Origin of the sequence: Erythrobacter rubeus, from assembly GCF_014705715.1 — a bacterium.
GTDB classification, from domain to species: domain Bacteria; phylum Pseudomonadota; class Alphaproteobacteria; order Sphingomonadales; family Sphingomonadaceae; genus Erythrobacter; species Erythrobacter rubeus.
Window position 1 is genome coordinate 642,670 of the sequence record NZ_JACXLC010000001.1, and the last position, 15,260, is coordinate 657,929.

At 61.2% G+C, this 15,260-nt stretch carries 15 protein-coding genes; 7 read left to right on the forward strand and 8 right to left on the reverse strand.

Translation table 11 applies throughout. The features are described 5' to 3' along the window. Window positions 1-21 precede the first annotated feature (21 nt). Together IB285_RS03075 and uvrB are read right to left on the reverse strand one after the other, a co-directional pair. A complete protein-coding gene (locus IB285_RS03075; RefSeq protein ID WP_190786794.1) occupies window positions 22-1,485 on the reverse strand; it encodes an amidohydrolase family protein in 1,464 nt (487 codons plus the stop codon). Between the two features lie 102 nt (window positions 1,486-1,587). Then, window positions 1,588-3,783, reverse strand: coding sequence for an excinuclease ABC subunit UvrB (gene uvrB / locus IB285_RS03080; RefSeq protein ID WP_190786795.1), 2,196 nt, complete (start codon window positions 3,781-3,783; stop codon window positions 1,588-1,590). A 183-nt stretch (window positions 3,784-3,966) separates the two neighbouring features. On the opposite strand from uvrB, the gene IB285_RS03085 reads away from it, so the two are divergent. The 7 genes from IB285_RS03085 to IB285_RS03115 all read left to right on the forward strand — a co-directional run bounded on the left by IB285_RS03085 (window position 3,967) and on the right by IB285_RS03115 (window position 10,346). Next, a complete protein-coding gene (locus tag IB285_RS03085) occupies window positions 3,967-4,512 on the forward strand; it encodes a DUF3617 domain-containing protein (RefSeq protein WP_190786796.1) in 546 nt (181 codons plus the stop codon). 85 nt (window positions 4,513-4,597) lie between these two features. Continuing rightward, window positions 4,598-5,380: an esterase/lipase family protein gene (locus IB285_RS03090; RefSeq protein ID WP_190786797.1), complete on the forward strand. Its 783-nt coding sequence runs from the start codon at window positions 4,598-4,600 to the stop codon at window positions 5,378-5,380. Window positions 5,381-5,459: 79 nt separating this feature from the next. Beyond that, window positions 5,460-6,899 carry a circularly permuted type 2 ATP-grasp protein gene (locus IB285_RS03095; RefSeq protein WP_190786798.1) on the forward strand — a complete coding sequence of 480 codons (1,440 nt, stop codon included), beginning with the start codon at window positions 5,460-5,462 and terminating at the stop codon, window positions 6,897-6,899. A 16-nt stretch (window positions 6,900-6,915) separates the two neighbouring features. Further along, a complete protein-coding gene (locus tag IB285_RS03100; protein WP_190786799.1) occupies window positions 6,916-7,860 on the forward strand; it encodes an alpha-E domain-containing protein in 945 nt (314 codons plus the stop codon). Beyond that, window positions 7,857-8,696 (forward strand): transglutaminase family protein, encoded by an 840-nt coding sequence (locus IB285_RS03105; RefSeq protein WP_190786800.1) that lies wholly within the window; start codon window positions 7,857-7,859, stop codon window positions 8,694-8,696. Before IB285_RS03100 ends, IB285_RS03105 begins: the two co-directional genes overlap by 4 nt. A gap of 108 nt (window positions 8,697-8,804) precedes the next feature. Next, complete coding sequence (locus tag IB285_RS03110) at window positions 8,805-9,551, forward strand: proteasome-type protease (protein WP_190786801.1); 747 nt, start codon at window positions 8,805-8,807, stop codon at window positions 9,549-9,551. A gap of 138 nt (window positions 9,552-9,689) precedes the next feature. Continuing rightward, the gene (locus tag IB285_RS03115) at window positions 9,690-10,346 is read left to right on the forward strand and encodes a response regulator transcription factor (protein WP_328705839.1); all 657 of its coding nucleotides are present in this window, start codon (window positions 9,690-9,692) and stop codon (window positions 10,344-10,346) included. A gap of 9 nt (window positions 10,347-10,355) precedes the next feature. Here the strand turns inward: IB285_RS03115 and IB285_RS03120 are convergent, their stop codons facing one another. From IB285_RS03120 to IB285_RS03145, 6 genes are all read right to left on the reverse strand, one after another. Beyond that, window positions 10,356-10,994 carry an extensin family protein gene (locus IB285_RS03120; protein ID WP_407925597.1) on the reverse strand — a complete coding sequence of 213 codons (639 nt, stop codon included), beginning with the start codon at window positions 10,992-10,994 and terminating at the stop codon, window positions 10,356-10,358. A gap of 131 nt (window positions 10,995-11,125) precedes the next feature. Beyond that, a complete protein-coding gene (locus IB285_RS03125) occupies window positions 11,126-11,515 on the reverse strand; it encodes a VOC family protein (RefSeq protein ID WP_190786803.1) in 390 nt (129 codons plus the stop codon). 69 nt (window positions 11,516-11,584) lie between these two features. Next, window positions 11,585-12,304, reverse strand: a complete 720-nt coding sequence (locus IB285_RS03130) for a cytochrome c biogenesis CcdA family protein (RefSeq protein ID WP_190786804.1) — start codon at window positions 12,302-12,304, stop codon at window positions 11,585-11,587. A 33-nt stretch (window positions 12,305-12,337) separates the two neighbouring features. Then, a complete protein-coding gene (locus tag IB285_RS03135; RefSeq protein ID WP_190786805.1) occupies window positions 12,338-12,739 on the reverse strand; it encodes a thioredoxin family protein in 402 nt (133 codons plus the stop codon). Window positions 12,740-12,841: 102 nt separating this feature from the next. Beyond that, window positions 12,842-14,320: a sodium/proline symporter PutP gene (gene putP, locus IB285_RS03140; RefSeq protein ID WP_190786806.1), complete on the reverse strand. Its 1,479-nt coding sequence runs from the start codon at window positions 14,318-14,320 to the stop codon at window positions 12,842-12,844. Window positions 14,321-14,376: 56 nt separating this feature from the next. Further along, window positions 14,377-15,162 (reverse strand): hypothetical protein, encoded by a 786-nt coding sequence (locus IB285_RS03145; RefSeq protein ID WP_190786807.1) that lies wholly within the window; start codon window positions 15,160-15,162, stop codon window positions 14,377-14,379. Window positions 15,163-15,260 lie beyond the last annotated feature (98 nt).

A 15,260-nucleotide genomic window follows, 5' to 3' on the forward strand; every position in this document is an offset into this window, starting at 1 on the left:
GTGTGGGACTTGGCAAGCGGTTCAACCCGGTCGCCCACGATGATCGCGCCACTGGTTCATGAAATCGCGGCGGGTTTTCGGCCCGTAGGTAGCGAAGCTGGGATTGCGCTCGCCGCGGCGCTCTGCCCGGCGCTCAAGCAATTCGCGAGAGGCTTTGGCGCGGTCTATGTCGATCCCGTAAACGTCTGCACCGTTCAGTCCGAAGATGCGGCGCCTCGCTCGATCCGTCAGCGCCGGATAGCCATAGCGCTCCTGGTATTCGTCGCTAATCTCGAAGGCGCGAAAGGCCTGGATCTGATCCTGCGGACTCCCGAACCAGATACTGTCAGTGCCCCACATTATCCGCTCTTCCCCGAAATACTTGAGCAGCTTGCCGATGACATGCGCAGCCTCCTCAGGTCGTCCCATGAAATACCGCCAAGTCGATCCCAATTCTGCGTAGAGGTTGCCCTCATTCGGGCCAAAGCCTGCATCTTGATGGCTTTTTATGAGGCGGTCGATACCCTTCGGATCGGACGGATTGTACTGCCCTTCCAAGGTACGGCCGGGTTCGAACCCGGAATGATAGACCAGAAATGTGAGGTCGGGATTGTCGCGCGCGGCCGGTCCCATGTCGCGGGGATCGGAATAGTCATATTCAAGGCCATAGAGCGGTACGCCCTTGTGCACTGCAATCGTACGGACATCGAGCCGCCTTGCCTCCTCGAAAGCGGAATTGGCGAGATCGCTTTCGTTGAGGAAGAACCCGCGCCCTTCCGGACCCCATTGCGGGTACATCTTCCAGGCATCCACCTTATGCACGCGCGCTTTGGCTTCCATCGCTTCGAGGTCGCCGGGATCATTGGGCAGCAAGCCTCCGTGGATCAGGCAACGTGCGCCATCGCCGCCGATCGCTTCGACGATTTCACGCGCCTCGGCTGCGTAGTGGGTCGGGGTGGGGTTGCTTTGCTGGCTGCCCCAAAGGGCGGAGACGACCGCCACATCGGTGTCGCTGTCGAGGTAGACTTCCTTGGCCAGGGTCTGTGCGGAATAACACTCGAACCCGTCGCCATCGCATTTTGCATATTGTCCGAAAGCCCGGCGCAGGACTTGGTCCCAGATTTGACCATCCTTTCCGGTTCGCCACGCCCCCGATGGATCGACGCAGTGTGTCTGAACATCGAAGATGAACTCATCTCCCGAAAGAACGCTGTCGGCTGCGGCCTGATCAAGACCGGCCTCTTCGGGAAGGGCATACCTGCCCCCGGCACCGGGATTCGCCGAATTGCAGGCCGCGAGTGTCGCCGCTGCACCTGCGCTCGATACTAGGAATGCGCGTCTCCCAAGGCCCAATCGCCGGGCATTCTCGCTCGCGCTTTCATGCGCGATCCGGTTTGTCAGGTGTTGCTCCGGGGTAAGGCTGATGGGCAGAAATTCGCCATTGCTGGTCTCGTCGATCCGGATCGGCAGCCTTTTGCCATCCGGATCGAGATCGAAGGTTTTCATGTGCTAGTCCTCCCGGCAGCACAATTGCGCTTTGCCGCGAGAACGCCAAGCCTGCTGCGACAAAGATCGGCCACAGCTCGTCAAACGCCTTCCGATCCGAATTTACGGCTTACCGCCCATCCGTTTGTACCGGGTCTTGCCATAGCGAGTCTTGCGCGTGCCGGGCCTGCCTGCGTCGGACCGGCCGACCTTTGGTGCTTTCTTCTGGTCTTCCGGCAATCCCAGCTCGTCGTTTTCGAGCCGGCGGATTTCGTCGCGCAAGCGTCCGGCTTCTTCGAATTCGAGGTTGGCCGCCGCGTCGCGCATCCGCTTTTCGAGGTCTTCGATGTAGGCGCGCAGATTATGGCCGACCAGGTTGTTGGTTTCCTCATCGCCGATATCGACTGTGACGCCGTCCTGCGATGCTGTGTCTGCGACGATATCGGCAATGTCCCGCTTGATCGTCTGCGGCGTGATGCCGTGCTCTTCGTTATACGCCCTCTGCTTTTCGCGGCGGCGGTCGGTTTCCGCTATCGCGCGTTCCATGCTGCCGGTGATGCTGTCTGCGTAAAGGATCACGCGCCCATCGACATTGCGCGCGGCACGCCCGATGGTCTGGACGAGCGATGTCTCCGAGCGCAGGAACCCTTCCTTGTCCGCATCCAGAATGCAGACGAGGCCGCATTCCGGGATATCCAGCCCCTCGCGCAGCAGGTTGATCCCGATCAGCACATCGAACACTCCCATGCGCAAATCACGGATCAGCTCGATACGCTCCAGCGTTTCGACGTCCGAGTGCATGTAGCGCACTTTCACGCCCGCTTCGTGCATGAACTCGGTCAGATCCTCCGCCATCCGCTTGGTCAGCGTGGTGACTAGCGTGCGGTATCCCTTTTTTGCGGTGGCGAGGCATTCCTGGATGCAATCCTGCACTTGGTCTTCGACCGGGCGGATCTCCACCGGCGGATCGATCAGACCGGTCGGGCGAATGACCTGTTCGGCGAAAACGCCGCCGGTCTGCTCCATCTCCCAATTGCCCGGAGTGGCGCTGACCGCGAAGGTTTGCGGGCGCATCGCGTCCCATTCGTTGAAGCGCAAGGGGCGATTGTCGATGCACGATGGCAGGCGGAACCCGTATTCGGCGAGCGTAATCTTGCGCCGGTGGTCGCCTTTGGACATGGCGCCGATCTGCGGGACCGTCTGGTGGCTTTCATCGACGAACAGGAGCGCGTTTTCGGGCAGATATTCGAACAGCGTGGGGGGCGGCTCGCCGGGGAGGCGGCCGGTGAGGAAGCGCGAATAGTTTTCGATCCCTGCACAGCTTCCGGTCGCCGCGATCATCTCGAGATCGAAATTGGTGCGTTGTTCCAGCCGCTGGTGCTCGAGCAGCTTGCCCTCGGCCTCCAGCTCCTTGAGCCGCTCCTGCAGCTCGAACTTGATGGCCTCGGTCGCCTGCTTCATTGTCGGGCCGGGCGTCACGTAGTGCGAATTGGCGTAGACCCGAACCGTGTCGAGCGAAGCGCCTTTCTTGCCCGTCAGCGGATCGAATTCGCTGATTTCCTCGATCTCGTCACCGAAGAAGCTGATCCGCCACGCTATGTCTTCGTAGTGCGACGGGAAGATTTCGAGATTGTCGCCGCGCACGCGGAAATTCCCGCGCGCAAAGGCGGCATCGTTGCGTTTGTATTGCAGCGCGACGAGCTTGCGAATGATCTCGCGCTGATCGACGGTGTCGTCTTTCTTGATGTCGAAGATCATCGCCGAATAGGTCTCGACCGATCCGATACCGTACAGGCAGGACACCGAGGCGACGATGATCACATCATCGCGTTCCAGCAATGCGCGGGTAGCCGAATGGCGCATCCGGTCGATCGCCTCGTTCACGCTCGATTCCTTCTCGATATAGGTGTCGGAGCGCGGGACGTAGGCTTCGGGCTGGTAGTAGTCGTAATAGCTGACGAAATATTCGACGGCGTTGTTTGGGAAGAAGCTCTTGAACTCGCCGTAAAGCTGCGCGGCGAGGATCTTGTTCGGCGCCAGGATCAGGGCGGGGCGCTGCAATTCCTCGATCACCTTGGCCATGGTGAAGGTCTTGCCCGACCCGGTGACGCCCAGCAGCGTCTGGGTCTGTTCGTTATCGCGCGCGCCCGCCACCAGCTCCGCGATCGCTGTCGGCTGGTCGCCCGAAGGCTTGTAATCGGAAACCAGTTCGAACCTCTTGCCCGGCATGGATTTTTCGGGGCGGTCGGGACGGTGCGGCGTGAAATCGCCGGTGGTGTCGGGTTCTTCCAGACCGCGGCGGATAACGAGTTCGGACATGGCGGTGATATGGGAGCAACAGCGGCGTTTCGCAATCGCTGAGAGGCGCATGGTCGAAAGGCGCATTGCGAGCGCGCGAGCGTGCGCCTATCCTCCTCTCAAAACACAAGTCGCATCGGCACCAATTCACGCATTTCAATCAGGCCCGATTGCCGAGCGGCCCGTCAATTCTGGAGGATTTCAATGAAATATTTTGCCGCGCCCGCGATCGCAGCGTTTGCCCTGACTGCCTGTGGCAGCCCCGGAGGGGACGCCGATACCGATGGCGATGGAACCGTGACCGCCAGCGAAGCGCGCGCTCTGGCTGAGGCCGCTGGCGATACGATCAGGCCGGAGCCGGGCAAATACCGCGCGTCGATGACTTTCGTGAGCGCCGACATACCCGGCGCCCCGCCGCAGATGCAGGACATGATGGCCTCTTCGATGAGCAATACCTTCGAATTTTGCCTGACGCCGGAAATGGCGGAGCAGGGCTTTGGTGAGGCGTTGCAGGAGGGGCAGGACGACAGCTGCACCATCAGCAAGCTCAATATCGACGATACGGATGTCGATATGGCGATGACCTGCAGCGCCGAAGGGCAGGGCGAAATGCAGATCGCGATGACCGGCACCGTTTCGCCCACCCGCTCCGAGATGAATGTCATGTCGGAAGGCAACATGGATGAACTCGGCAACGCCAAGATGGAAATGAAGCTCGTGCAGGAGCGGATCGGGGAATGCGACGCCTGATCCGCGCGCTTTCGAGGGCAGGCTGCGCGCGCGACATGGATGATTTCATGGGTCATTCACGGCGACACTCTATTCTGCCTGGCCGATGAGCAAGCGCGAGCGATTTCCCGATCTGCCGAAGCTGCCCCGGATTCCGCTGGGCGACGGCGAGCTTGCACGCCGTATCGAGCTTGCAAGGGAGCCCGAGCCCGAACCGGTGTCGCGGCCTGCATGGTGGCGGATGGCGGCAGAGTTGCAGCATCTCGCAGAGCCGCTTCGCCGGCCATTCCGCACGCTCGATGTCGAAGCCTGCGACACCCCGCAGATAGTGCTGATCCTCCCCGGATTTGCCACAAGCGCGTCGCGCATGCGGTACATGGCGCGGCAGATCGAGCGCGCCGGGCACAAGACCAAGCGCTGGAAACTGGGCTGGAACTGGGGTCCGAGCGACACGACGCTCGACCGCTTGGCCGACCGCCTGAGCGAGGTTCACGAGCGCTATGAACGGCCTGCGGTGCTGCTCGGTTGGAGCCTTGGCGGGCTCTATGCGCGCGAACTGGCCAAGCGCCAGCCCGAGCATGTCAGCAAGGTGATCACCATGGGGACGCCGTTTTCGGGCTCTCCGCGCGCCAACAATGTGTGGCGCGTCTATCAATTCGTGACCGGCCACCGCGTCGACAAGCCGCCGGTCGAAGGCGACTTCGCCGTCAAGCCTCCGGTCGAAACCGTGGCGCTGTGGAGCCCGAACGACGGCGCAATCGCCCCGCGCAGCGCCGCCGGATATCCCGGCGAACGCGACCGCGCGATCGCGCTGCGCTGCACGCATATGGGCTTTTCCTACTCACCGGAGGCAATCCGGGCGGTTTTGTCGGAACTTAGGCGCTGCTGATCCTTTAGTACCCCGACCTTTTCTTTTGCGCCGTGACGGGTACGGTGCACTGATTCTCATCCAACCAACCGGGGGATTGATGGCCGGGCCATCCGACAACTTTGACGAGATGTTCGACCGGAATGGCAACACTCGTGCGCCCTACATCGGATATTGCGATTGGTACGATGAACAGGAAGTCGCGTGGATGCGCCAGAAGAGCGCAGATTGCGATGACAGTTTTCGCCGGACGGGAATTACCTTCAACGTCTACGGCGAAGACGAAGCCGAGGAGCGGCTGATCCCGTTCGACATGGTGCCGCGGATTATCGGCGCGGGCGAATGGCGGCGGCTCACGCGCGGTATCGAACAGCGGGTGAGAGCGCTCAACAGCTTCCTTTACGACCTCTATCACCGTCAGGAGATCATCCGCGCGGGCCGCGTACCCGAACGGCTCTTTCGTCAGAACGATGCGTGGCTGCCCAACATGGTCGGCTTCACACCGCCGGGCGGTATCTACACCCACATCGTCGGTATCGACCTGGTGCGCACCGGGCCGGATGAATGGTTCGTGCTGGAAGACAATGCCCGCACGCCATCGGGCGTGTCCTACATGCTCGAGAACCGCGAGACGATGATGAGCATGTTCCCCGACCTGTTCAGCGAAGTACCGGTCGAGACCGTTTCAAATTATCCGCGCCGCCTCGCCCGCTCGCTCGCCGCGAGCGCGCCGCCAGCTTTCAAGGATAGCGGCCGCGCGAAGCCTACAGTCGCGGTGCTGACGCCGGGCATCTACAATTCAGCCTATTTCGAGCACGCCTTCCTTGCCGACCAGATGGGCGCGGAGCTCGTCGAGGGCAGCGATTTGAGGGTCGTGAACGGACTGGTCCAGATGCGCACGACCAGCGGCTACAAACCGCTCGATGTGCTTTATCGCCGGGTCGATGACGATTATCTCGATCCGCTGACCTTCGAACCGTCCAGCATGCTCGGCGTACCGGGCATCATGGATGTTTACCGTTCGGGCGGCATCACCATCGCCAACGCACCGGGCACCGGCATTTGCGACGACAAGGCGATCTATTCCTTCATGCCGGAAATCGTCGAATTCTACACCGGTGAGAAGCCCCTCCTGCCCAATGTCGAAACATGGCGCTGTGCCGATGCCGACAGTCTTGCCAACGTCCTCGACAATCTGGAGGAGCTGGTGGTCAAGGAAGTCCACGGATCGGGTGGCTACGGCATGCTGATCGGGCCGACCGCCAGCAAGAAAGAGATCAAGGCCTTTCGCGCGAAACTCGAGGCGAGCCCGGAAAACTACATCGCGCAGCCGACCTTGTCGCTGTCCACCTGCCCGATTTTCACGAAGAAAGGGCTCGCCCCGCGCCACGTCGACCTGCGCCCCTTTGTTCTGGTGTCCCCGAACGGTGTCGATATCACGCCGGGAGGGCTCACGCGCGTCGCCTTGAAGGAAGGCTCGCTGGTCGTGAATTCGAGCCAGGGCGGCGGCACCAAGGATACATGGGTGCTGAAAGACTGATGGCCGGAGAGACATCATGTTAGGCCGGACCGCCAACGGATTGTTCTGGATGTTCCGCTATCTTGAGCGGGCGGAGAACACCGCGCGCCTCCTCGATGCCGGTCTGCGCATGTCGCTTACTCGCGGGACCGATTCTGCCGAAGAAGAATGGGCGTCGGTTATTTCGACGATCGGGCAGAAGTCCAATTACGAAGCCAAGCATGACAATTACGACGGGATGACCGCCTGGAACTTCATCCTGCGTGACAAGGCGAACCCGACCAATGTCCGCGAGATGTTTGAAGCGGTGCGGACCAATGCCCGGCTCGCGCGGACCACGATTTCGAGCGACGTCTGGGAAGCCGTCAACGAGAGCTGGATGCGACTAGACGAACTGCTGGCGCGCCCCGTGGGTCGCGGGGCGATCGGCGATGTGGTCGGCACTATTCGCCGTGCAGGGATGCGCGTGCATGGCGCTCTCGATGGGTCGATGCTGCGCTCCGAAGCGTTTCATTTCGCGCATGCGGGGACATTCGTGGAGCGCGCGGACAGCACCGCGCGCATCCTCGACATGAAATATTACCTGCTGCTTCCGTCGCTCTCCTATGTCGGATCGAGCCTCGATTCAGGGCAATGGGACCAGGTGCTGCGCTCCGTCGCCGGAGCTCAGTCCTACAGCTGGCTCAATGCCGGCCAGATCGACGCGCGCGGTATCGTGGAGTTTCTCGTGCTCGATGACCGTTTCCCGCGTAGTCTTGCGTTTTGTCGCGGCGCGCTGAGGGACAATCTCGCTGCGCTTGCGCGTCTGCACGGACAGGAAGGGTCGAGCAACGAGCTGATGCGCGCTGCCGACATGCATATCAGCGACATCACGGTCGATCAGATTCTCGAGCAGGGCCTCCACGAATTCCTGATCGACTTCATGGCCCGCAACGCCGCGATCGCGCACGCCATCGCCGAAGATTACCGGTTCCAGTCATGAGACTTTCGATCCGCCATACGACCACTTACCAGTTCAGGGAGCCGGTCGTTCACGCGCTCCAGCGTCTCCGCCTGACGCCCAAGGAAACGCAGGGCCAGCGGATCATCGACTGGAATATGAGCTACACCAACGCGCATGCCGAGCTTGAGTATGACGACCAGCATTTCAACACGGTAACGCTGGTCTCGGTCGAAGCGGGCGCGAGCGAGGTCACTGTCACGTGCAGCGGGACGGTCGAAACCGAAGATGAAGGCGGCATTATCGGGCGTCACTCGGGCCATTTGCCGCTCTGGAGTTTCCTCGGTCAGACCAGCCTGACGAAACCGGGGCCGAAAGTGCGCGCGCTGATCCGAGATCTGGCCGACCGCAAGGATGGCGACAAGCTTGAATATCTGCATGCCCTGTCTGCGCGCATTCGCGGGCAAGTCGCTTATGAAACGGGCACCACGCACGTCTCCACAACTGCCGAAGAAGCCGCCGAAGCCGGGCAGGGTGTGTGTCAGGACCACGCGCATATCTTCATCGGTGCGGCGCGCGCGGCAGACATCCCGGCCAGATATGTCAGCGGATACCTGATGATGAACGACCGCATCGACCAAGAGGCGAGCCATGCCTGGGCCGAGGCGCATGTCGATGGGCTCGGCTGGGTTGGCTTCGACATCTCCAACGGGATCAGTCCCGATCCGCGCTATGTCCGGGTAGCGACGGGGCGCGATTATCGTGATGCCGCTCCGATTACCGGGATCAGCTTCGGCACTTCGGAAGATCGCTTGACAGTCGATATCTCAGTCGAGCAGCAGCACGAACAGATTGAGCAGGAACAGTCACAGCAATAAGCGATTGTCTGTTCGCCGGCGTGCTGCAAAGGCGTCAGCTTCTTAAGAACAACCTATAGGGCAGCAGCGACAGCATGCGATCCCTGCGCCATCATCCGGAGAGACCTTATGACATATTGCGTCGGAATGATCGTCGACAAAGGGCTTGTCCTGATGAGCGATACCCGCACCAATTCGGGCGTCGACAATATTTCGGTGTTTCGCAAGATGTTCAGCTGGCAGGTGCCCGGTGAACGGATGATCGCCGTGATGACTGCGGGCAACCTCGCCACGACGCAGGCTGTCGTCAGTAAACTCGAAGAACGCACCAAGGAACCCGACGAACGCGAAACGACCCTGCTGAACGGCCCGACAATGTTCAGCGTCGTCAGCGAAATCGGCAAGCTGCTGCGCAGCACGATCGAGGAACGTCAGACCGCCAATGGCGACAGGGGGAAGGGGCGTTTCACCGCTTCCATGATCGTTGCCGGCCAGATCGCGGGCATGGAACCGCGGCTCTTCATGATCTATCCCGAAGGCAATTTCATCGAGGCAAGCTGGGACACGCCGTTCTTCCAGATTGGAGAAACGAAATACGGACGCCCGATCATCATTCGTGGGTACGACCGAGACATGAGTTTTGAGGACGCCGTGAAATTGCTCATGGTTTCGTTCGATTCCACGCTCAAGGCGAACCTTTCGGTTGGGCTTCCGCTAGACCTGCTGGTCATCGAGAAGGACAAGTTCGCGCCAACTCACGAACACCGAGTTACGGCGGAGGACGAATACTTTAATTCGATCTCTTCGGGCTGGGGCGACGCGCTCAAATCGGCCTTCCATTCGCTGCCCGGATATACGTTCGAACCGAAGGAATAGTCACCGTTCGGCGCAGGTGAGCCTCGTCTCGCCCATGAGTTATCTCCACTTTGGATGATATTTTGGCGGAATTCCATATGCTCGCATTCTGTTTTCTGCTCAGTGGCCAGTTTTACTCGAAAATGGTCGAGGTCCGACGTGATCACGGATGTTTTACGTGGTTTCACCTTCGGCATGTCACGCAAGGCTTCTCTTCATTTCATCGATTCATCCAGCCGTCATCGCGCGGAGCTGGCGCGGGTGGGATTCTCGCTCGGCCACCATTCGGAGGTCTACGGCGACCTGTCGGAACTGTCCTCGCATCCTCCGCGCGAAGGGATCATCATCGCGCGCGACAATGCCGAGGAAGGCGGCGTTGCAGTCATCCTCGAACGCCTTAGCAGGCTTGGTATCTGGCTGCCGCTGATAGCGGTCGAAGCGCAGCCCCGGCCTGGAAGGATCGTCGAGGCGATAAAAGCCGGAGCGCTCGATTACCTTTCTCTGCCGCTCGATGCAGACCGGGTGGCACGGTGCCTTGCGCGGATCGAGAAGGAAGCGGAAGTGTTCGGAACCGCGCGGCGCCGGATGATCGAGGCGCGCGAGCGGATCGCCAATCTGTCCAATCGTGAACGCGAAGTGCTTGACTGGCTGACCGAAGGCAGCAGCAACAAGGTTATCGCAAGGCGGCTCGATATCAGTCCGCGAACGGTCGAAATTCACCGCGCGAACATGATGCAGAAATTGGGTGCACGCCATGCGGCGGACGCCGTGCGGCTGCGGCTCGAGGCGAAGCTTGAGCCAGCTATACGCGCCTGACCGCCGGGCCTAACGGCAGAATTTCGCGCCTGTCCCTTCCAGATGGAAGTGATCTTCATGGGCGCGGTTGTAATCCGGGCCGAGCACGGTGCCGAACCTTTTGCAGGCGCTTTCATGCACCACTCTGAGGAAGCGCTTTTCGGCGCGGCTGCCGCCGTCCCAGTCGCCGCTTAAGGTGATCCGGCGACCATCCTCCAGCACGAAACCCGATACATCGATAGCGCCTGCAGTGGCGTGGGCTGATCGGCGACCGGATCCCGCGATGTTCCTGCAGGCATAGCTGCCCATCGTCTCGATGCGCGCGAGAGGGCTGCCAAGGATCTGGCGAGCCGCGCGGTCGACACCAAACCGCGCCCAAGCGCTGAACGCGGACGCAGTCTGGCATTGGACAGGGCCGATATTGGTAATGCCGAATTGTGACCCGTCGCCTGCGAGCGCCGAGAGCTGCACGGTGCCGATCTTGTTGCATCCGGGCCCTGTGTAGGAATCCGGGAGGGCAGAGAACCGTGCGCCTGCGGCCTGCAAATCAGCAATGCACTGCGAGCCCGCAACTCGCGGCGGCGTCGAGGCGATCCGGCTTGGCGGAGGCATGTCGCTCGACGTCCGGCCAGACGACGCTTGCGGGACCGCGCCCCCGCATGCGGCCAACAATAAGGCACTGACTAGCAGCGCTGTGTGCCGCGAAAGCCAAGAGCAGCGGATGGCGAAATGCGTCATGCGCAAGAGTATCGCCGATTCATGGTTAACGAAACACTAAGGGTGCACGGTTTGGCGGGCGTTCAAGGCAGCTCCTCGGCCACCTGTTCCCAAAGCTCGATCTTCACTCCGTTGGGGTCGAGTATCCATGCGAACTTGCCGTATCCTTCATCGGCTTTGTCGAGCACTTTCACGCCCTTGGCTTTCAGCTGTTTGCAAAATCCATCGAGGTCGTGGACGCGCAGGTTGATCATGAAGCCGCCTTTGCCTGGCTTGATGTACTGATCGTCTTTGAAATGGCTGATCAGCGAGTAAGGGTTGGGCTTGGGCTCATCCGACCAGGCAAGCTGCGGCCCGTATTCGCCGTCTATGCCCAGCATATCGCGGTACCACGCGCGGGTCGCCTCGGGATCGGCGGCGACATAAAACACGCCTCCCAAACCTGTGATCCGCGGGCCGGCTGTGTCGTTCATCGTCGCTCTCCCTCTCCCAGACGGGCCGCAGTATGAACGATTGGCGACGCGCAGAAAAGGACGGAGGGATCAGAACCGGGTCGTGAACTGGATGATGCTATCAGGGAGGGCATCGAGCAGGACAATCTCGATCACCTTGTCGAAGCCGGTCAGCACCATCATCCCGACCACCAGCAGCGCCCCGCCGAACAGCGGTTTGCCGTATTTGGCCAGCGTCTGCATCGATTTGCGCCGCTCGCCCAGTGCCTTGCGCGATCCATAGGCAAAGGTAAGGACCGAGGCGGCGACACCAAGGCCGAAGATTAGGAAGATCAGGAAGCTTCCGAGGAGGTTTTCACCCTGGCTCGCAGCGGCAATCGCGACGCCGAGCGTCGGGCCGACACACGGTGCCCAGACGATGCCGAGCAACAGGCCGATTGCGTACTGACCGCCAGCACCGTCACCGCTCAGCTGCGACAGACGCTGGTTTCCGAAATTCGCAATCGGAGCGGCAGCCGCCGTCAGCGCCGCCTGCGCCTGCGGCACGAGCAGGATGAAACCTGCTGCGGCGAGCATGGCTCCTGCGAAAACGCGCACGGCCTGCTCGTTGATGCCGAGCGAATAGCCGAATGCGATCACGGTGAAGCCGAACAGCGTGAAGCTCGTCACCAAGCCGCCCGCCAGCGCCAGCGGCCCGAACCGGCTCTTGCCGAGGGCGGATGCGACAAGGATCGGCACCAGCGGCAGCACGCACGGGTTGAGGATCGTCACCAGTCCGGCGACGAATGAGAGGGACGCACTAACGAGCATTATGAAACAGCCTGATCTCCGAAGGTCGGCGCGTCAGAGCGCGCCGAGGACCTTCTGGCGCAGACGGGTGCGGTCGGTCTGAGCGATTGAACGCATGACTTCGGCCTCGCCGTCGAACACCAGGATGGTGGACTGACGCGGAATGCGGTGCTGGCGAAGGAATTCCTTTTCTTCGTCGAAATCGACCTTCACGAACAGCACATCGTCGCTTTGCTTCTCAGTTCGGAGCTCATCCATGATCGGGGCCTGCGCGCGGCATGTGGGACACCAGTCGGCATAGACATCGACGACAATGGTCTTGCCTTTGCCCTGAGCGACCATGAACTCGGCCTCGTCGTATATTTGCCAGCCATCGGTGCTGGCGGCGGCGGACAATTGCACCGCGCCGACTACGGCGGCCGCAATCGTTGCGATGAGTATGAACAGTCGGGTCATGGGAAAAGGCACTCCAGATCAAATAAATATGCCGGCAAAGCGCCGGCACGTTCACGATGGAGTTCGCCTTCGGAGCCTAAAAAGTTACAGGCGCGCGCACGTTTATTCCGCCGCGACGCCGGTCATCTCGCCTTGTGTTGCCTTGCTCACGAAGACAATTGCCGCCCATGCCGCGATGAAGCCCGGCACGATCTCGTACAATCCCTCTCCGCCGATGAAGTCTGCATTGAGGCCAAGCGCGATCCACAGCCCTGCGACCAGCGCGCCGGTGACCAGACCGGCGACCGCGCCTGCGCCGGTCATTCCGCGCCATGTCAGCGAGAGGATGATGAGCGGGCCAAACGCCGCGCCGAAGCCCGCCCACGCATTTGCCACAAGGCCGAGCACCTGGCTGTCGGGATTGCTCGCAATCACCATTGCGGCAATGGCGACCAGCGCGACGCAGATGCGCCCGACATTGACCGCTTCGGTTTCGCTCGCCTGCTTGCGCAAGAACAGCCGATAAAAATCCTCGGTCAGCGAACTGGAAGACACCAGCAGCTGCGATGAAATCGTGCTCATGATCGCGGCCAGCAGCGCGGCGAACAGGAAGCCGGTGATCGCAGGCGCGAACAGCAATTCCGACAGGATGATGAAGATCGTCTCGGGGTCGTCCACTACCAGCCCGTTGCGCTCCGCGTAGGCGCGCCCGGTGAGGCCCATTGCGACCGCGCCGACCAGTGACACTGCCATCCAGCTCAGCCCGTAATTCCGCGCGCGGGCGACCTTCGCGACCGTATCGATCGCCATGAACCGCACGATGATATGCGGCTGGCCGAAATAGCCGAGGCCCCACGTCACCGCGCTGATAAAGCCGAGCGCCGTGAGCCCTTCGGTCAGGCTCAGGAAGCCGGGCACGGGCACCTCGGCCAGCGAGCCGCCCGCATCGCCTCCGCTGCCGAACATTACGACCAGCGGCATGACGACCAGCGCGAGCATCATGATGATGCCCTGCACGAAATCGGTAAGGCTCACCGCAAGGAAGCCGCCCACCATCGTATAGACGAGCACGATCCCGGCGGTGATCACGATGCCGAGCATGTAGTCGCTCATGCCAAAACACGGCAGCGCGCCTGCAAAGGCGGTCTCGAACAGCTTGCCGCCCCCGACCAGCCCCGCGGCGGTGTACACCGTGAAGAACACCACGATCACGATCGCCGAAATCACGCGCAGCGCAATCGCCTTGTCCGGGAAGCGGTTGGCGAGGAATTGCGGGATCGTCAGCGCATTGCCATAGCTTTCGGTCTGCTCACGCAGACGGGGCGCGACAATGAACCAGTTTGCGACGGCCCCTGCGAACAGCCCGATCCCGATCCACGCCTCGACCAGCCCAGCCGCGTATAGCGCGCCCGGCAGGCCCAGGAGCAGCCAACCCGACATATCGCTCGCCCCGGCGGACAGCGCCGCCACTGAGGGAGGCAGATTGCGACCGGCGAGCAGATAGCCTTCGCTGTCGGCGGTGGACTTTCGCCAGGCGTAAAGCCCGATGGCGATCATCAGGGCGAAGTAAAGGCCGAGCGAGGCGAGGGTGGCTGTGTTCATATTGCGCGACGCCGTAACAAACGAACCTCGCGCTGGCCACAGTCACCCTTACTTCATCATCGAGAGGGCGTTTTCATCCAGTAGAACTCAAAGCGATTGACGCTCGAGCCGAAAAACTGCCGGAAATCGAGATATTCCTGAGACTGCTGGACCCGGTCGAAGCCATCGGTGGTTTCCCATTCGACGAAGGTCAGTTGGTGCGGTGCGGCCGGATCGGAGGCGTGCGCTTCCATGCTGGGCATTCGCATCTTGTAGATGAACCGCCCGCCGGACCGCTCAACGGCCGGTTCAATGCCGGTCAGGTAGCGGTTGTAATCCGTGACTGCGTCATCATCGTTCAGCCAGGCGACCAGAACTGTATAGTGCTTGCCGGGATCGAACTGCAGGTCGAGATCGTCTTCCAGTTCGGCGCTGTAAACCTTCAACTCGCTCCATGCCTGCGGGCGCACAGCCTTGATGGCGGGCCAGCCGGGCTCTGCCGCAAAATCATCGACGGCTTGCTGGCTGGGCCATGAAAAGAACGAGAAGGCCTGAGGCGCGAAATCGCTGATGACGGTTTCGCGGACATTGAGCTGGCCCAGTCGTTTGAAGCCATGGGTCTGGGCGAGCGGGAAAGCGCTCTGACCGTACTGCCGCGCCGCCGGAACGCTATCGGGCCGGAGCTCCGAGGCTATGACCTGCAAAACTTCGCCTTTTTTCATCTTCACCGAAAAGCCCGGTGCTGGCTGTGCGGAAGCCGCCGGGGGTGAAGGCTGCTGCTGCGCTAGCGAACTGCCTGTGCACGCGATCGTCCCTGCAAAAACTGTCGCTGCGAGCAATACCGATTTGTGAAGTGTATTCATGACTTGACCCCATCTCCAGTGGAATGATCCTGCACCAATAGCGCCGATATTTCTCATGGATCGGCTAGATTCATGCCTTTTTTGGTGCAAGAACGTGC

Excerpts from the sequence above, each read along its gene's own strand:
- IB285_RS03075 (WP_190786794.1), bottom strand. The coding sequence starts at position 1,485 with ATGAAAACCTTCGATCTCGATCCGGATGGCAAAAGGCTGCCGATCCGG.
- uvrB (WP_190786795.1), bottom strand. The coding sequence starts at position 3,783 with ATGTCCGAACTCGTTATCCGCCGCGGTCTGGAAGAACCCGACACCACC.
- IB285_RS03105 (WP_190786800.1), top strand. The coding sequence starts at position 7,857 with ATGAGACTTTCGATCCGCCATACGACCACTTACCAGTTCAGGGAGCCG.
- IB285_RS03085 (WP_190786796.1), top strand. The coding sequence starts at position 3,967 with ATGAAATATTTTGCCGCGCCCGCGATCGCAGCGTTTGCCCTGACTGCC.
- IB285_RS03110 (WP_190786801.1), top strand. The coding sequence starts at position 8,805 with ATGACATATTGCGTCGGAATGATCGTCGACAAAGGGCTTGTCCTGATG.
- IB285_RS03145 (WP_190786807.1), bottom strand. The coding sequence starts at position 15,162 with ATGAATACACTTCACAAATCGGTATTGCTCGCAGCGACAGTTTTTGCA.
- IB285_RS03095 (WP_190786798.1), top strand. The coding sequence starts at position 5,460 with ATGGCCGGGCCATCCGACAACTTTGACGAGATGTTCGACCGGAATGGC.
- IB285_RS03125 (WP_190786803.1), bottom strand. The coding sequence starts at position 11,515 with ATGAACGACACAGCCGGCCCGCGGATCACAGGTTTGGGAGGCGTGTTT.
- IB285_RS03100 (WP_190786799.1), top strand. The coding sequence starts at position 6,916 with ATGTTAGGCCGGACCGCCAACGGATTGTTCTGGATGTTCCGCTATCTT.
- putP (WP_190786806.1), bottom strand. The coding sequence starts at position 14,320 with ATGAACACAGCCACCCTCGCCTCGCTCGGCCTTTACTTCGCCCTGATG.
- IB285_RS03130 (WP_190786804.1), bottom strand. The coding sequence starts at position 12,304 with ATGCTCGTTAGTGCGTCCCTCTCATTCGTCGCCGGACTGGTGACGATC.
- IB285_RS03090 (WP_190786797.1), top strand. The coding sequence starts at position 4,598 with ATGAGCAAGCGCGAGCGATTTCCCGATCTGCCGAAGCTGCCCCGGATT.
- IB285_RS03135 (WP_190786805.1), bottom strand. The coding sequence starts at position 12,739 with ATGACCCGACTGTTCATACTCATCGCAACGATTGCGGCCGCCGTAGTC.